This window comes from Pseudomonas sp. PDM22 (genome assembly GCF_014851965.1).
Classification (GTDB): domain Bacteria; phylum Pseudomonadota; class Gammaproteobacteria; order Pseudomonadales; family Pseudomonadaceae; genus Pseudomonas.
On the sequence record NZ_JACVAR010000007.1, the window covers coordinates 139,820 to 154,362 of the forward strand.

Consider the following 14,543-nt stretch of genomic DNA (forward strand, 5'->3'; position numbering starts at 1 on the left):
CTTGTTTGTATTTATCGTTGTAATTGGCAAGCATAGGGGAGCGTTACCGCCCGGTAACGGCTCAATCGGGACCTTCGCCGGTTAATTCGGGACCATGCCGCACACCATTACCGTCCATTACGCCCAGGGCATCCTGCAGGCCGCCCAGCGCCTGGGGCTGCCGGTGCCTGCCGATCTGCAGGCCGCCAGCCTCGAACCGCGCATCCCCCTGCAGCGCCAGGACGCCTTCTGGGAAGCCCTCTGCGCCGCCTCGGGCGACCCGCTGCTGGGCCTGCACCTGGGCAGCGCCCTGCAGGTCGGGCACCTGGACATGGTCGGCGCGCTGCTGATGAGCTGCGAGCATTACGGCGAGGCGCTGGACGCCTTGCTCGAGTACTACCCGATCATTGCCGAGGGCAGCGAGTTCCAGAGTGAGCAGGACGCTACGCAGGTGCGGCTGGTCTATCGCCCCAGCTACAGCGTACGCCGCGAGGAGCGGGTGGAGGCCGCATTGGCCAGCCTGGTGCACCTGACGCGCTGGATCACTGGCGACCGCGTCAGGCCGCAGCGCCTGGCTTTGAGCCATGCCGCACGGGGCGAGCCTTCACGTTACGTCGGGTTGCTGGAGTGCCCGGTGGATTTTTTCTGCACCGAGAACGCGCTGAGCTTCGCCCTGGCCGATCTCGACGTGCCGCTGATCCAGGCCAATGCGCTGATGCGCGAGCACCTGCGTGCGCTGGCCGATGCGCAGCTGGAACGCCTGGGCGCGCAGAGCCTCGCCGCGCGCGTGCAGCAACTGCTGCGGCAGAACCCGCGCTGGGGCAAGGAGAAGGTGGCCGATCAGCTGGAACTCAGTGGCCGTCATCTCAATCGCAAGCTGGCCGACGAGGGCACCAGCTTCAAGCTGCTGCGCGAGCAGGTGTTGTACACCATGGCCGAGCAGCTGCTGCGCGATTCGTCGCGGCTGGGCGAGGTGGCGGAGCGCCTGGGTTTCTCCGACGAGAGCGCCTTCGCCAAGGCCTTCCGACGCTGGAGCGGGATGACGCCGGGGCAGTTCCGCCAGGGCAACTGAAGCGCTTACTGGCGGTTATGGTTCACCGTTGCCAGCGCCTGGGCAGCGGGCAGGTCCAGGCGCCGGGGAACGCTGCGCTGGTGCTCGATGACACCGGTGCCCGGCAGCTTCGACACGAAGAACTGATCGACGCCGAAGAACAGCAGGATCAGGGCGATGGCGCCGATCCAGCAGAGCACGTCGTAGTCCAGCGGCCAGCCACGGTGCTGGCGCTGCGAGCGAAGGGGAGGCTGGTTTTTCTTCATGGCGGTCACTGCGTTCGGATAGAGAGTCGGCGAAACCAGGGAGTGCCTGGATTCGCCGGCCATTTTCCGGTGTGCGGTGCTGCCGGTGATTCAGAGAGCTCTGTAGGACGAGTAGGAATTACCTCTGAATGAATTGTCTGATGCCTTCATGCGCAATTCGATTCAGGCTCCCGGCAGCGCCTTGTCCTTGGGCCACAGCAGCCACAGCTGGCCGTCCTGCTTCATGTGCCCGGCCAGCTCGCCGGCAGCGTCGCCAGTGCCCCAGAACAGGTCCGCGCGCACTTCGCCGACGATGGCGCCGCCGGTGTCCTGGGCAGCTACCGGGCGCACGACTGGCGCGCCGTCCGGGCGGGTGGTGGAAAGCCACATCAGGCTGCCCAGCGGGATGACCTTGCGGTCGATGGCCACGCTGTAGCCGGGCGTCAGCGGCACGTTCAGCGAGCCGCGCGGGCCCTCGTTACTGTCCGGGCGCTGGCTGAAGAACACGTAGCTGGGGTTGCTCGCCAGCAGCTCGTCGACGCGCTGCGGGTGCGCGCGCGCCCAGTCGCGGATGCGCGCCATGCTGACCTCTTCCTTGCTCAGCTCCCCCTGTTCCACCAGCCAGCGGCCTACCGGCTTGTACGGCCGACCGTTCTGGTCCGCGTAGCCCAGGCGCAGCTGGCGTCCGGAGGCGAGCTCCACGCGGCCGGAGCCCTGAATCTGCAGGAACTGCAGGTCCATCGGGTCGGGTAGCCAGGCGAGCACGGGGGCATTGACGCCATCGCGGCGGATGCCGGCGGCGTCGGCGTAGGGCACCAGGGTGTTGCCTTCGAGTTTGCCGCGCAGGCGCTTGCCCTTGAGTTCCGGGTAGACGCTGTCCAGCGCCACGGTGATCAGATCCTTCGGTACGCCGTAGACCGGCACGGTGTGCTTGGCGTCGCGCTGCTGGCTGCCGCGGTAGACGGGCTCGTAGTAGCCGGTGATCAGGCCATTCTTGCTGCCTTCGCCGGAACGAAGCTGGTAGGGCTGCAGGTGCGCCTGCATGAACTGGCGGATCGCCGGGGCGGAGGCCGGCACGCTGGCGGCGTCGGCGCAGGTCGCGGCCCAGATGTCATCCTTCTTCAGGCGCACCGCGCAGGCCGAGCGCCAGGCGCTGAAACCTTGCAGCACGTCGGTGTCGGCGGTCTGCGGCAGGTCCGACCAGCCGGCCTTGGAATAGGTGGGCGCCTGGGCTTCTTCGGGCTTTTCGCCGAACAGGCCGCAGCCGGAGAGCAGGGTGGAAAAACACAGGGTGGCGAGGAGAGGGCGGGTCCAGTGGCGGGACGAATCGGTCACGGGCGAGTCCTGGCAGGCAAACGAAAGCCCGCTAGCTTGGGCAGACGCGGGGCGTGCGTCAAACGCATCGGTCGGATTTACATGCCTTGCAACGAATCCTCAGGCGGACCGGTAGAATGTCGGCATGAATCGACTGACGGGTGGTTAGAGCGTGGAGGCAAGGCAGGGTTTCGTCCTGACGCGACATTGGCGGGATACGCCCGAAGGCACCGAGGTGGGTTTCTGGCTGGCCACCGATGACGGGCCCCGGCACGTGCTGCTGCCGCCGCAGACGTCGGTAGCCTTCGTGCCGGCCGAACAGCGCGCCCGCGCCGAGAAGCTGCTGGCCGGCGAGCGCGGCGCCGAACTGCGCCCGCTGGGTCTGCGCGACTTCCAGCAACGCCCGGTGCTGGGCCTTTACTGCCAGCAGCATCGCCAACTGATGAACCTGGAAAAGCGCCTGCGCGAGGCTGGCGTCGAGGTGTTCGAAGCGGACATCCGCCCACCCGAGCGCTACCTGATGGAGCGCTTCATCACCGCCCCGGTCACCTTCAGCGGCGAGCCGGGCGAGGGCGGCAGCACCGTCACCGCCCAACTGCGGCCGGCGCCGGAGTACCGGCCAAAGCTGAAGCTGGCCTCGCTGGACATCGAAACCAACATCCGTGGCGACCTCTATTCCATCGCCGTGGAAGGCTGCGGCCAGCGCCAGGTGTACATGCTCGGCCCGGCCAACGGTGTCGATGGCGAGCGCGATTTCGAGCTGGAGTACTGCGACAGCCGCGCGCAGCTGCTGGAGCGCCTGAACCAGTGGCTGGCGGAGCACGACCCCGATGCGATCATCGGCTGGAACCTGGTGCAGTTCGACCTGCGGGTGCTGCAGGAGCACGCCAAGCGCCTGGAGATTCCTCTGCGCCTGGGGCGCGGTGGCGACGAAATGGGCTGGCGGCAGCACGCCTCGAGCAACCACTACTTCGCCGCGGCGGCGGGGCGGCTGATCATCGACGGCATCGAGGCGCTGCGTTCGGCGTTCTGGAGCTTCCCGTCGTTCAGCCTGGAGAGCGTCTCGCAGCAGCTGCTGGGCGAGGGCAAGTCCATCGACAACCCCTACGACCGCATGGCCGAGATCGACCGCCGCTTCGCCGAGGACAAGCCGGCACTGGCGAAATACAACCTCAAGGACTGCGAGCTCGTCACGCGCATCTTCGACAAGACCCGCATCCTCGACTTCCTGCTCGAGCGCGCCAGCGTCACCGGTCTGCCGGCGGACCGCAGCGGCGGCTCGGTGGCGGCCTTCACCCACCTGTACCTGCCGCCGATGCACCGGCTGGGCTACGTGGCGCCGAACCTCGGTGGCAAGGCACCGGAAGCCAGCCCTGGCGGCTTCGTCATGGATTCGCGCCCGGGGCTCTACGAGTCGGTGCTGGTGCTGGACTACAAGAGCCTGTACCCGTCGATCATCCGTACCTTCCTGATCGACCCGGTGGGGTTGGTGGAGGGCCTGAGCGACCCTTCGGACGAGGCGTCGATTCCCGGCTTCCGTGGCGGGCGTTTCTCGCGCACGCAGCACTGCCTGCCGGCCATTGTCGAGCGCGTCTGGCAGGGTCGCGACGCCGCCAAGCGTGACGGCAATGCGCCGTTGTCCCAGGCATTGAAAATCATCATGAACGCCTTCTACGGCGTGCTTGGCTCCAGCGGCTGCCGTTTCTTCGACCCGCGCCTGGCCTCGTCCATTACCATGCGGGGCCACGAGATCATGCGGCGCACCCGCGAGCTGATCGAAGGGCAGGGGCACCGGGTGATCTATGGCGACACCGACTCCACCTTCGTCTGGCTGGGTCGCGCCCACGACGAGGAAGCCGCCGCCGAGATCGGCCACGCGCTGGTGCGTCACGTCAACCAGTGGTGGGGTGACCACCTGCGCGAGGAGTACGGGCTGGAGAGTGCGCTGGAAATCCAGTTCGAACGGCACTTCCGGCGCTTCCTGATGCCGACCATCCGTGGCGCCGAAGAGGGCAGCAAGAAGCGCTACGCGGGCCTGGTGCGACGTGATGACGGCAGCGACGAGATGGTCTTCAAGGGCCTGGAAACGGTGCGCACCGACTGGTCGCCACTGGCCCAGCAGTTTCAGCAGGAGCTGTACCTGCGCATCTTCCAGCGCCAGCCATACCGGGACTACGTCCGCGACTACGTGAACCGCACGCTGGCGGGCGAGCAGGATGACCTGCTGATCTTCCGCAAGCGCCTGCGTCGCCAGCTCGGCGACTACGAACGCAACGTGCCGCCCCACGTGCGCGCCGCGCGTATCGCCGACGACTACAACGAGCGCCAGGGCCGCCCGCGCCAATACCAGCGCGGTGGCTGGATCAGCTACGTGATCACGGTCAACGGCCCGGAGCCGCTGGAAACGCTCAGCTCGCCGATCGATTACGACCACTACGTCAGCCGGCAGCTTCAGCCCATCGCTGACGCCATCCTGCCCTTCGTGGACGATGACTTCAGCGCGCTGGTCGACCGCCAGATGGGGTTGTTCTGAGGCCTGGCGCGCCGAAATGAAAAAGGCCGGCAATGGCCGGCCCTTTTTCATGGCGTGGGGCGCATCAGTCGCCGCGGTATTCGCAACCGCTGGTGCAGGTCTCGTGCACGCGCACCTTGGACAGCTCCGGCAGCAGCGGCTTGAGCTGTTGCCAGATCCAGCGGCAGAGGTTTTCGCTGGTGGGGTTTTCCAGGCCGGGGATGTCGTTCAGGTAGTTGTGGTCGAGTTGGTCGTAGATCGGCTTGAAGATCTGCTTGATCTCGGCGAAATCACGAATCCAGCCGGTATGCGGATCGACCTCGCCCTCGATGTAGATGGCGGCCCGGAAGGAGTGGCCATGCAGACGTCCGCACTGGTGCCCGGCGGGAACATGGGGCAGGCGGTGGGCGGACTCGAAGGTGAATTCCTTGAACAGTTCCAAAGTAGCGTGCTCTGTGACGATCGCCGGCCCTGGAACGGGCCGGCCGGAAAATGGGCGCACAGTCTATCACCATCGCACCCTCCGGGCCGGCCGATCCGGCCAGCGGCTCACTTGATCGCCAGGCGTTTCGCCAGGCGATTGAGGTTGGCGCGGTCCAGCCCCATCTCGCGCGCCACGGCTGCCCAGTTGCCTTCGTGGCGTTCCAGGCTCTGGCTGATCATCCGGCGCTGGAGGGCGTCCACTGCCGGGCGAAGCTCGCCCGCCAGCTCCTCGCCGATGGCATTGTCGCCTTTGCTCGCGCCGGCATCGGGCGCGCCTTTGTGCAGGGCGTTCAGAGTGAGGTCGTCGACACCCAGGCTGAGGATGCGCGAGCGCTGCGAGTGGTTCGCCAGGGCCTTGAGCGAGGCGCGGCCGATCAGGTGTTCCAGCTCGCGCACGTTGCCCGGCCAGGCGTAATCGACCAGCGCGGCCTGGGCTTCGCGGGTCAGGCGCAGGCTGCGCAGGCCCAGGCGCGGGCGGTTCTGTTCGAGGAAGTAGCCGGCCAGCAGCAACACGTCGTTGCCGCGCTCGCGCAGGGGCGGAACGCGCAGCGGATAGACGCTCAGGCGGTGGTAGAGGTCGGCGCGGAAGCGGCCAGCGCGGACCTCCTCGGCGAGGTCACGGTTGGTGGCGGCGATCAGGCGCACGTCCACATGGTGTTCGCGGTCCGAGCCCAGGCGCTGCAACTGGCCGCTCTGCAGCACGCGCAGCAGCTTGGCCTGGATCGCCAGCGGCAGCTCGCCCACTTCGTCAAGGAACAGGGTGCCGCCGTCGGCCAGTTCGAACTTGCCGCGACGCTCGCCCACGGCGCCGGAGAAGGCGCCCCGGACGTGGCCGAAGAGTTCGCTTTCCACCAGGGTTTCCGGCAGCGCCGCGCAGTTCAGGCTGATCAGCGGCTCGGTGCGGCGCAGCGAATTGGCGTGGATCGACTGCGCGACCAGTTCCTTGCCGACGCCGGTTTCGCCGGTGATCAGCACGCTCAGGTCGCTGCCGGCCACCACCTGGATTTCATGCATCAGCGCCTGGTGCGACTTGCTCTGGCCGATCAGCTCCCTGGGCTGGTCGCCGGAGGCGCGCTGGTAGGCGTCGGCGCGCTGCTGCTCGTGCTCGGCGCGCTGGGCCAGGTCGGTCATGCGCTGGTTGGCCTTCACCGTGGCGGAGGCGAGGCTGGCGAAGGCTTCCAGGTTGTCCAGGTCGCCAGTGGAGAAGCGCTCGGGGTCCAGTGCATCCAGGGTCAGCAGGCCCCAGGGCTGCTCGTCCACCAGCAGCGGGCAGCCGAGGCAGTCGTGGACTTCCAGGTGGCCGTGCAAGCCCTCCACCAGCCCGTCATAGGGGTCCGGCAGGCCGCAGTCGGCGGCGAAATGGGTCGGGCCGGGGTGCTCGATGAGGGCGCGCAGGCGCGGATGCTCGCTGATCTTGAAGCGGCGACCGAGGGTGTCCTGGCTCAGGCCATCGACGGCCAGCGGCACCAGTTGGTCGCCTTCCAGGCGCAGCAGGGCGGTGGCATCGCAAGGAAGCAGACCGCGCAGGGCTTCCAGCAGGCGGCGATAGCGTTCGCTTTCCGGCAGCTCGCGGGACAGGTCGGCAACCAGTGGAAGCAGGGTGGCCAGAAGAGGGTTGCGAGTCATATTGACCTCTTTGGAGTCGTTTTGACCTGGTATTTGCGTGGTCATTATGACTCATTTTCAGGCGAAAGTCCCGGAAACAGAGGCCTGCGGGATTGGCACGCTTCCTGAAATACCTCAGTCAGAAAGCTCAGGCGCACCCACTCATTGCCTGGCCAACCCGAGGAGATCCACATGCTGTCCAACGAACACCGTACCCTGGTCAAGGCCACTGTCCCGCTGCTGGAGACCGGCGGAGAGACCCTGACCCAGCACTTCTACAAGATGATGCTCAGCGAGTACCCGGAAGTTCGTCCGCTGTTCAACCAGGCGCACCAGGCTTCCGGCGACCAGCCCCGTGCGCTGGCCAACGGCGTGCTGATGTACGCCCGCCACATCGATGAGCTGGAGCAGCTCGGCCCGCTGGTGGCGAAGATCGTCAACAAGCACGTTGCCCTGCAGATCCAGCCGGAACATTACCCGATCGTTGGCAGCTGCCTGCTGCGGGCGATCCGCGAAGTGCTGGGCGAGGAGATCGCCACCCAGGCCGTGATCGACGCCTGGGCCGCCGCCTACGGCCAGCTGGCCGACATCCTGATCGGCGCCGAAGAGTCGGTGTACCAGCAGAACGCCGAGCAACATGGCGGCTGGCGTGGCGCGCGGCGCTTCCGTATTGCCCGCAAGGAAGCCGAGAGCGAGGAAATCACCTCCTTCTACTTCCAGGCGCTGGATGGCGAGCCGCTGCTGGACTTCCAGCCCGGCCAGTACATCGGCCTGTCCCTGGAGATCGATGGCGAGGAAGTGCGTCGCACCTACTCGCTGTCCGACGCGCCGAACGGCCGTGAGTACCGCATCAGCGTGAAGCGCGAGCCCGAAGGCAAGGCGTCCAACTACCTGCACGATCGCCTGAGCGTGGGCGACGAGCTGGACCTGTTCCCGCCGGCGGGCGATTTCGTCCTGCGCGGTGGCGACAAGCCGCTGGCCCTGATCACCGCCGGCGTGGGCATCACCCCGGCGCTGGCGATGCTCAAGCCGGCGCTGGAGTCCGGGCGTGAAGTGCACTTCATCCACTGCGCCCGCCACGGTGGCGTGCATGCGTTCCGCGAATGGGTCGAGGCGCAATCCGACGAGCATCCGCAGCTCAAGCATTACTTCTGCTACAGCGAGCCGCGCGCGCAGGACGCGTCCCACATCGAAGGCTTCCTCAGCCGCGAGCTGCTGGCGGACTGGCTGCCGGAAGACCGCGACCTGGACGCCTACTTCCTCGGTCCCAAGCCGTTCATGGCCCAGGTGAAGCGCCACCTGCGTGATATCGGCGTGCCCGAGCAACAGTCCCACTACGAGTTCTTCGGCCCGGCCAGCGCGCTGGAGGCCTGAACCTGAGCGCCGGCCCGATGGCGGGCCGGCGCAACCCGAGGAGGTGTGTGATGGAAAGTCTGTTCGCCTGCCCGCAACGCAATCTGTCGATGTCCTGGTCACTGCTGACCGGCGGGCTCGTATTACTGCTGCTGGGAATCGTGGGAGCCTATTTCGTCGATGGCCATCTGAACCTGCAAAGCATTGTCGCAGCGCATGCCTTCACCATCCTCGGCCCGACACTATTGAAGCTGGGCTATGTGCTGCGGCTGGTAGCCCAACATCAGATGCGCAAGGAAGGCTGGGAGGCTTGCTGTGTTACTGGTTGATCGAAAAGCTCTGCTGACCATACCGCCCCTGTGGCGCTTGGGCTTCCGCCCGTTCTTCCTCGGTGGCGCGGTGTTCGCGCTGATCGCCATCGCGGCCTGGGCGGCGGTACTGCTCGGTGTGCTGCCGGCCTGGCAACCGCTGGGCGGCTGGCTGGCCTGGCACCGTCATGAAATGCTCTTCGGCTTCGCGGCGGCGATCATTGCCGGCTTCCTGCTGACCGCGGTGCAGACCTGGACCGGCCGCCCCGGTGTCAGCGGCAAGCCGCTGATGGTGTTGTCGCTGGTCTGGCTCGCGGCGCGGGTTGGCTGGCTCGTGGGTGCGCCGCTGTGGCTGGTCACCGTGCTCGAGCTGGCGTTCATGCCGGCGCTGGCCTTCTTCATTGGCCGCAGCCTGTGGCAGGTCCGGCAGAAGCGTAACTACCCGATCATCGCGGTGCTGAGCCTGCTGACACTCGCCGACGTGCTGGTGATGGCCGGCGTCTGGACCGGCAACGATGCCTGGCAGCGCGGTGGCGCACTGGGTGCGCTATGGCTGGTGGCGGCGCTGATGGGCCTGATCGGCGGCCGCGTGATTCCCTTCTTCACCCAGCGCGGGCTGGGCCGCACCGCCCAGGTGCCGGCCTGGAACTGGCTGGACAATTCGCTGCTGGGCGGCACCATGCTGGTGGCGGTGCTGAGCGCAGTCGGCATCGGCCTGACGCCGCACCCGCTGGTGGGCCTGCTGTTCGCCGCGCTGGCGGTGGGGCATCTGGTCCGTCTGTGGCGCTGGTACGACAAGGACTACTGGGGCGTGCCGCTGCTCTGGTCGCTGCACCTGGCCTATCTGTGGATGATGCTGGCCCCGGCAGGCATGGCGCTGTGGAACTTCTCGCCGAGCTTCAACGTGAGCCTGGCAATCCACGCGCTCACCGTGGGTGGCGTCGGCGGGCTGATCCTGGCGATGGTCGCGCGGGTGAGCCTTGGCCACACCGGTCGCCCGCTGCAACCGCCGAAGGTGATGTCCTGGGCCTTCGCGCTGCTCAACCTGGGTGTCGTCGCGCGGGTGCTGCTGGTGATGTGGTGGCCGCTGGAAGGCCTGAGCATCGCGGCAGCGTGCTGGGTGGTGGCGTTCCTGATGTTCGCCTGGCACTACGGTCCGATGTTCTGGAAGCCGCGGCTGGATGGGCAGCCGGGCTGATCGGAGTGTTGCGGTAACGCCGTTTTCGGCGGCGGCTCGCGGGCATGGCCCGCGCCTACAGGTCGTAGGGCGGATAACGCGCCAGCGTTATCCGCCGCGGGCCCATCGGCGGATAACCCGTTCCGGGTTATGCGCCCTACGGACTACGGACCTGAGCGGCCTGGGGGCCGCCGTGGACGCAGTCCGCTGCTACGCATTTGCGGGAAAGCTTCACTGAGGCTGGCGTAGCCGCTTGAGCTCGTCATTCAGCCAGGCGCTGGAGTCCTGCTTGCCCGCCGGGCAATCCACCTGATAGCGCTGGCCGCTCATGCTGCTCTTGGTCGCGGCGCGCTCGATGAAGTCTTCTGCGCTGCTCACCATGTTCTTGTTTTCCAGGTAATCCATCTTCTTCTGCAGGTGCGCGCGTGCTTCGGCGGCCGGGTACTCGCTGCCGTTACGGATGAACTGGCAGCCGCTGAGCTCGACGAAGTCCAGCAACTGGGTGATTTCCCGCTGCGCCTTCTCATCGACTGCGGCCTGCGCGCCCATGCTGATGAGCAGGAGAGCGCCCAGAAGCGAGCGAAGCTTTCGAGAGTGCGGCATGGCGATTCCTTGCTGTAGGCGTGAAGCCGCTGATTATGTCAGCGGCTGCAGCCGTTCGCCGAGGCGCCCGCTGTCTACCAGTTCAAGGAACTCGTCACCCATCCGCCGGCTTTCATCCATTGCCTTGCGCCAGTAGCGCTCGCGGCCCGCGTCGTCGCCCAGGTAGCGGTGGAAGTCCTTGCGGTCCGGCAGCTTGTTGTGCGGCAGGAGTGCCAGGTAGTCCTTCGACGGCGCCAGCAGCAGCACGTCCTGCAGGCGGCCGGCGTCGCCGCGGCGCCAGGGCAGGCCCTTGTCGAACCAGCCGGGGATGACCTTGTCGGTGAAGTGCGGGTAGAGCACCACGCCCTCGGGTTGGTAGGGCAGGTCCAGGTGGTAGTCCAGCAGCCCGCCGTCGCGGTAGGTGCCGGGGCCGGCGCCGGGGATGTCGCGCACGCCTTCCATGACCATGGGAATGGAGCCGGAGGCGAGCAGGGCATGGCGCAGGTTGGCCAGGTCCAGGTGCAGGTAGCGCGAGGGGAAGTCCGACAGCGCCTCCAGCGGTGGTGTGCGGCGGGCGTCGTGGATGATCAGACGCTCGAAGTGCCGGTGCAGGTGGCGGCGGCCGATCAGGTTGTCGCGGATCACCGCGCCCAGGCCCAGGCCGAGGTTGGCCTTGCCGTCCTGCGCGAGGCGACCGTGGCTCTTCACCACCACGACGTTGAGGCGGTACCAGGGGTTGTCCAGCACGCTGGCATCGTGGCCATCGAGCAGGTCGTCGAGCATCTTCGCGCAGCTTTTCGATACGTCGCTGATGCTCGCGTTGCGGGCGAAACGCTGCTCGGTGTAGAGCTCGCCGAGGCGGCGGATGCCGGCGGCCGGATCGGGCAGGCAGGCGCTGGCGAAGCGCCAGGAACCGATGGAGGCGCCGATCAGCGAGCGCTCACGCGGTGCGCGCGGCAGCCATTCACCGAACAGGGCGAGGTCCAGGCCCTGGATGCCCAGCGCCTTCGGGCCGCCAGCGGCGCCGGGGAGGATGCCTACATCGGCAGGGGCCAGCCCCTGTTCGCGGATGCGCTGGAGCGCGCGGCTTCCGGCCTTGAGGGTGAGGGCGGGGGTCTTGATCTGGATGGCGGTCATGCGGGCCTCGCTTTGGCAGGCCGCGATTATAGAGCCTGTACGCAGGGAGCAAGGATACTTCACCAGGTGAATGATCCTTGCCGATTCAGCTTGAATTAAGTCCTTCGCCTTAATCTGGAGGTAAGAAGATTCTGACGAGGTACGCTCATGAAATGGCTGCTGATCCTGACCGCGCTCTCCGCCCTGCTGCTGGGCGCGGGCGCTGCCACAGCCCACGACATCGGCCCGGACGAGGCGCTGCGCCTGCGCGATGCCGGCACCATCCGCAACTTCGAGGAGCTCAACCGCACTGCGCTGGCCAAGCATGTCGGCGGTTCGGTGTACGATAGCGAGCTCGAGCTGGAACATGGCCGCTATCTCTACAAGGTCGACCTCAAGGACGCCCAGGGCGTGAAGTGGGATGTCGAACTGGATGCGGTCACCGGCGAAGTCCTCACCGATCACCAGGATGACTGATGAAGACCGTTCTGCCGCGCGTGGCGCTGCTCGGCCTGGCGCTTGCCGCCATTGCTGGCGTCGCGCAGGCCCATGACCTGAGCCAGGACGAAGCCCTGCGCCTGAGCAAGGAAGGGGTGATCCGTCCCTTCGAGGAAATCCTCCCCGCCGCGCTGAGCCGCTACCCCGGCTCGCGCCTGCTCGAAGCCGAACTGGAGAAGGAGCACGACACCTACATCTACGAGGTGGAACTGCTGACCACCGAAGGCGTGGTGCGCGAACTGGAACTGGATGCCCGCGACGGCCGCATCCTCAAGGATAAGGAAGACGACTGATGCGCCTGCTGCTGGTGGAAGACCACGTACCCCTGGCCGATGAGCTGCTGGCGACCCTGACCCGCCAGGGCTATGCGGTGGACTGGCTGGCCGACGGCCGCGACGCCGCCGTGCAGGGTGCCAGCGAGCCCTACGACCTGGTGATCCTCGACCTCGGCCTGCCGGGCCGTCCCGGCCTGGAAGTGCTGCAGGAGTGGCGCGGCATGGGGCTTTCGATTCCGGTGCTGATCCTTACCGCACGGGGTTCCTGGGCTGAGCGCATCGATGGCCTGAAGGCCGGTGCCGACGATTACCTGACCAAGCCGTTCCATCCCGAGGAACTGTTGCTGCGCATCCAGGCACTGTTGCGCCGTGCCCGTGGGTTGGCCAACCAGAGCCAGCTGGAAGTCGCCGGCCTGAGCCTCGACGAGTCGCGCCAGTGCGTGCAGCAGGGCGGCAAGGAGGTCGACCTGACGTCCGCCGAGTTCCGTCTGTTGCGCTATTTCATGCTGCACCCCGGCCAGTTGCTGTCGAAATCGCACCTGGCCGAGCACCTGTATGACGGCGAGACCGAGCGCGATTCCAACGTCATCGAGGTGCATATCAACCACCTGCGGCGCAAGCTCGGCCGCGAGATCATCGAAACCCGTCGTGGCCAGGGCTACCGCTTCACCGGCAACGGAGTCGGCCGTTGATGTCGATCCAGCGCCGGCTCGGACTCGGGCTTGGCGTGGTACTGGTGGTGGTCGGCCTGGCGTTGGCCCAGGCGGGTCTCTGGTTGTTCGACCAGGGTTTGCGCCGTTACCTGGTGAACGGCCTGCAGGACGAGGCGGAAAGCCTGCTGGTGGGCATCACCCGTGGCCCGGCCGGGCTGCAGCTGGACGGACAGCGGGTCGACGCCACCTATGAGCGGCTGTTCTCCGGGCGCTACTTCGTGATCCGCTTCGATGACCAGACCTGGCGTTCGCGCTCGCTGTGGGACAACGAGCTGAAGCTGCCGTCGCACAAGGGCCTGGCCAGCAAGCTGGAAAAAGGCCCGGAGGGTCAGCGCCTGTTGGTCTTCCGCGGCGACTACAAGCGCTACGGCAAGAAGCTCAACATTGTCGTCGCGCAGGATTACACACCCGTCCTCAAGAGCTTCAACCGCCTGCGCAATATCGGCCTGGGGGCCGGCGCGCTGGCGCTGCTGCTGATCCTGGTGTTCCAGAGCTTCGCCGTGCGCCGCGCGCTGCGCCCGCTGGAGCGCGTGCGCCAGCAGATCGCGCAGTTGCAGGAGGGTCAGCGCAGCCAGCTGGACCGCCAGGTACCGCGCGAGCTGGAGCCGCTGGTGGAGCAGACCAACCATCTGCTGCAGCACACCGAGGACACCTTGCGCCGCTCGCGCAATGCGTTGGGCAATCTCGGCCATGCCTTGAAGACGCCGCTGGCCGTGCTGATCAGCCTGGCCGACCGCGAGGAGCTGCGCGAGCACCCCGAGCTACGGCGTGTGTTGCAGGAGCAGTTGGAGCAGATCGAGCAGCGCCTGGCCCGCGAGCTGGGACGCGCGCGGCTGGTGGGCGAGGCATTGCCCGGCGCCCACTTCGATTGCGATGCGGAGCTGCCAAGCCTGTGCGACATGCTCAAGCTCATCCATGGCGACCACCTCGCCATCGACTGGCAGGCGCCGCCCGCGACGCGCCTGCCGTATGACCGGGAGGACCTGCTGGAGATGCTCGGCAACCTGCTGGATAACGCCTGCAAATGGGCCGATGCCCAGGTTCGCCTGACGGTTGAGAAGGGCGCCGATGCCTACCGGTTGAGCGTTGATGACGATGGCCCCGGCATTGCCGAGGACCAGCGTGACAGCGTGCTGGAGCGTGGCACGCGGCTGGATGAGCAGGTGGCCGGGCACGGCCTGGGCTTGGGTATAGCGCGGGATATCGCGGCGGCCTGTGGGGGTGGCCTGACCCTGGAAGGCAGCGAGCTGGGCGGGTTGCGAGTGGTGGTGGAGCTGCCGCGCCGCACGGTCTAATCTGACGCCGGCCTTGCCGGCGGATCGCGGGCATGGC

The 14,543-nt window shown here is 67.0% G+C and carries 15 protein-coding genes; 9 read left to right on the forward strand and 6 right to left on the reverse strand.

Features of this window, described 5'->3' with window-relative positions:
• Positions 1-94 precede the first annotated feature (94 nt).
• Positions 95-1,051, forward strand: coding sequence for an AraC family transcriptional regulator (locus IB255_RS24000; RefSeq protein ID WP_081520510.1), 957 nt, complete (start codon positions 95-97; stop codon positions 1,049-1,051).
• A 5-nt stretch (positions 1,052-1,056) separates the two neighbouring features.
• Here IB255_RS24000 and IB255_RS24005 read toward each other — a convergent pair whose 3' ends face one another.
• A complete protein-coding gene (locus IB255_RS24005) occupies positions 1,057-1,296 on the reverse strand; it encodes a hypothetical protein (protein ID WP_139791688.1) in 240 nt (79 codons plus the stop codon).
• A 162-nt stretch (positions 1,297-1,458) separates the two neighbouring features.
• The gene (locus tag IB255_RS24010) at positions 1,459-2,610 is read right to left on the reverse strand and encodes a murein transglycosylase A (RefSeq protein WP_081520508.1); all 1,152 of its coding nucleotides are present in this window, start codon (positions 2,608-2,610) and stop codon (positions 1,459-1,461) included.
• Positions 2,611-2,761: 151 nt separating this feature from the next.
• Between IB255_RS24010 and IB255_RS24015 the strand changes: the two genes are divergently transcribed.
• Positions 2,762-5,122 carry a DNA polymerase II gene (locus IB255_RS24015; protein ID WP_081520507.1) on the forward strand — a complete coding sequence of 787 codons (2,361 nt, stop codon included), beginning with the start codon at positions 2,762-2,764 and terminating at the stop codon, positions 5,120-5,122.
• A gap of 64 nt (positions 5,123-5,186) precedes the next feature.
• On the opposite strand, the gene queD is transcribed toward IB255_RS24015, so the two are convergent.
• Positions 5,187-5,543, reverse strand: coding sequence for a 6-carboxytetrahydropterin synthase QueD (gene queD, locus IB255_RS24020; RefSeq protein ID WP_017516521.1), 357 nt, complete (start codon positions 5,541-5,543; stop codon positions 5,187-5,189).
• Between the two features lie 107 nt (positions 5,544-5,650).
• A complete protein-coding gene (gene norR / locus IB255_RS24025; protein WP_081520506.1) occupies positions 5,651-7,210 on the reverse strand; it encodes a nitric oxide reductase transcriptional regulator NorR in 1,560 nt (519 codons plus the stop codon).
• Between the two features lie 171 nt (positions 7,211-7,381).
• On the opposite strand from norR, the gene hmpA reads away from it, so the two are divergent.
• Genes hmpA through IB255_RS24040 form a run of 3 tightly spaced genes read left to right on the forward strand, consistent with a single transcriptional unit; the run spans position 7,382 to position 10,048 of the window.
• Complete coding sequence (gene hmpA / locus IB255_RS24030) at positions 7,382-8,563, forward strand: NO-inducible flavohemoprotein (protein ID WP_081520505.1); 1,182 nt, start codon at positions 7,382-7,384, stop codon at positions 8,561-8,563.
• A gap of 50 nt (positions 8,564-8,613) precedes the next feature.
• Positions 8,614-8,871, forward strand: coding sequence for a transmembrane sensor/regulator PpyR (locus IB255_RS24035; RefSeq protein ID WP_081520504.1), 258 nt, complete (start codon positions 8,614-8,616; stop codon positions 8,869-8,871).
• Positions 8,858-10,048, forward strand: a complete 1,191-nt coding sequence (locus tag IB255_RS24040) for an NnrS family protein (protein WP_081520503.1) — start codon at positions 8,858-8,860, stop codon at positions 10,046-10,048. Before IB255_RS24035 ends, IB255_RS24040 begins: the two co-directional genes overlap by 14 nt.
• 210 nt (positions 10,049-10,258) lie before the next feature.
• Here the strand turns inward: IB255_RS24040 and IB255_RS24045 are convergent, their stop codons facing one another.
• Together IB255_RS24045 and IB255_RS24050 are read right to left on the reverse strand one after the other, a co-directional pair.
• Positions 10,259-10,630 (reverse strand): DUF5329 domain-containing protein, encoded by a 372-nt coding sequence (locus IB255_RS24045; RefSeq protein WP_081520502.1) that lies wholly within the window; start codon positions 10,628-10,630, stop codon positions 10,259-10,261.
• Between the two features lie 33 nt (positions 10,631-10,663).
• Positions 10,664-11,746 carry a hypothetical protein gene (locus IB255_RS24050; RefSeq protein ID WP_081520501.1) on the reverse strand — a complete coding sequence of 361 codons (1,083 nt, stop codon included), beginning with the start codon at positions 11,744-11,746 and terminating at the stop codon, positions 10,664-10,666.
• A 147-nt stretch (positions 11,747-11,893) separates the two neighbouring features.
• Between IB255_RS24050 and IB255_RS24055 the strand changes: the two genes are divergently transcribed.
• Genes IB255_RS24055 through IB255_RS24070 form a run of 4 tightly spaced genes read left to right on the forward strand, consistent with a single transcriptional unit; the run spans position 11,894 to position 14,506 of the window.
• Positions 11,894-12,202 carry a PepSY domain-containing protein gene (locus tag IB255_RS24055; RefSeq protein WP_081520500.1) on the forward strand — a complete coding sequence of 103 codons (309 nt, stop codon included), beginning with the start codon at positions 11,894-11,896 and terminating at the stop codon, positions 12,200-12,202.
• Entirely contained in the window at positions 12,202-12,516 is a 315-nt protein-coding gene (locus IB255_RS24060) for a PepSY domain-containing protein (RefSeq protein WP_081520499.1), read from the forward strand. The genes IB255_RS24055 and IB255_RS24060 overlap by 1 nt, the downstream gene beginning before the upstream one ends.
• Positions 12,516-13,190, forward strand: a complete 675-nt coding sequence (locus IB255_RS24065; RefSeq protein ID WP_081520498.1) for a response regulator transcription factor — start codon at positions 12,516-12,518, stop codon at positions 13,188-13,190. The genes IB255_RS24060 and IB255_RS24065 overlap by 1 nt, the downstream gene beginning before the upstream one ends.
• A complete protein-coding gene (locus IB255_RS24070) occupies positions 13,187-14,506 on the forward strand; it encodes a sensor histidine kinase (protein ID WP_081520497.1) in 1,320 nt (439 codons plus the stop codon). The genes IB255_RS24065 and IB255_RS24070 overlap by 4 nt, the downstream gene beginning before the upstream one ends.
• The last annotated feature ends 37 nt before the right edge of the window (positions 14,507-14,543 follow it).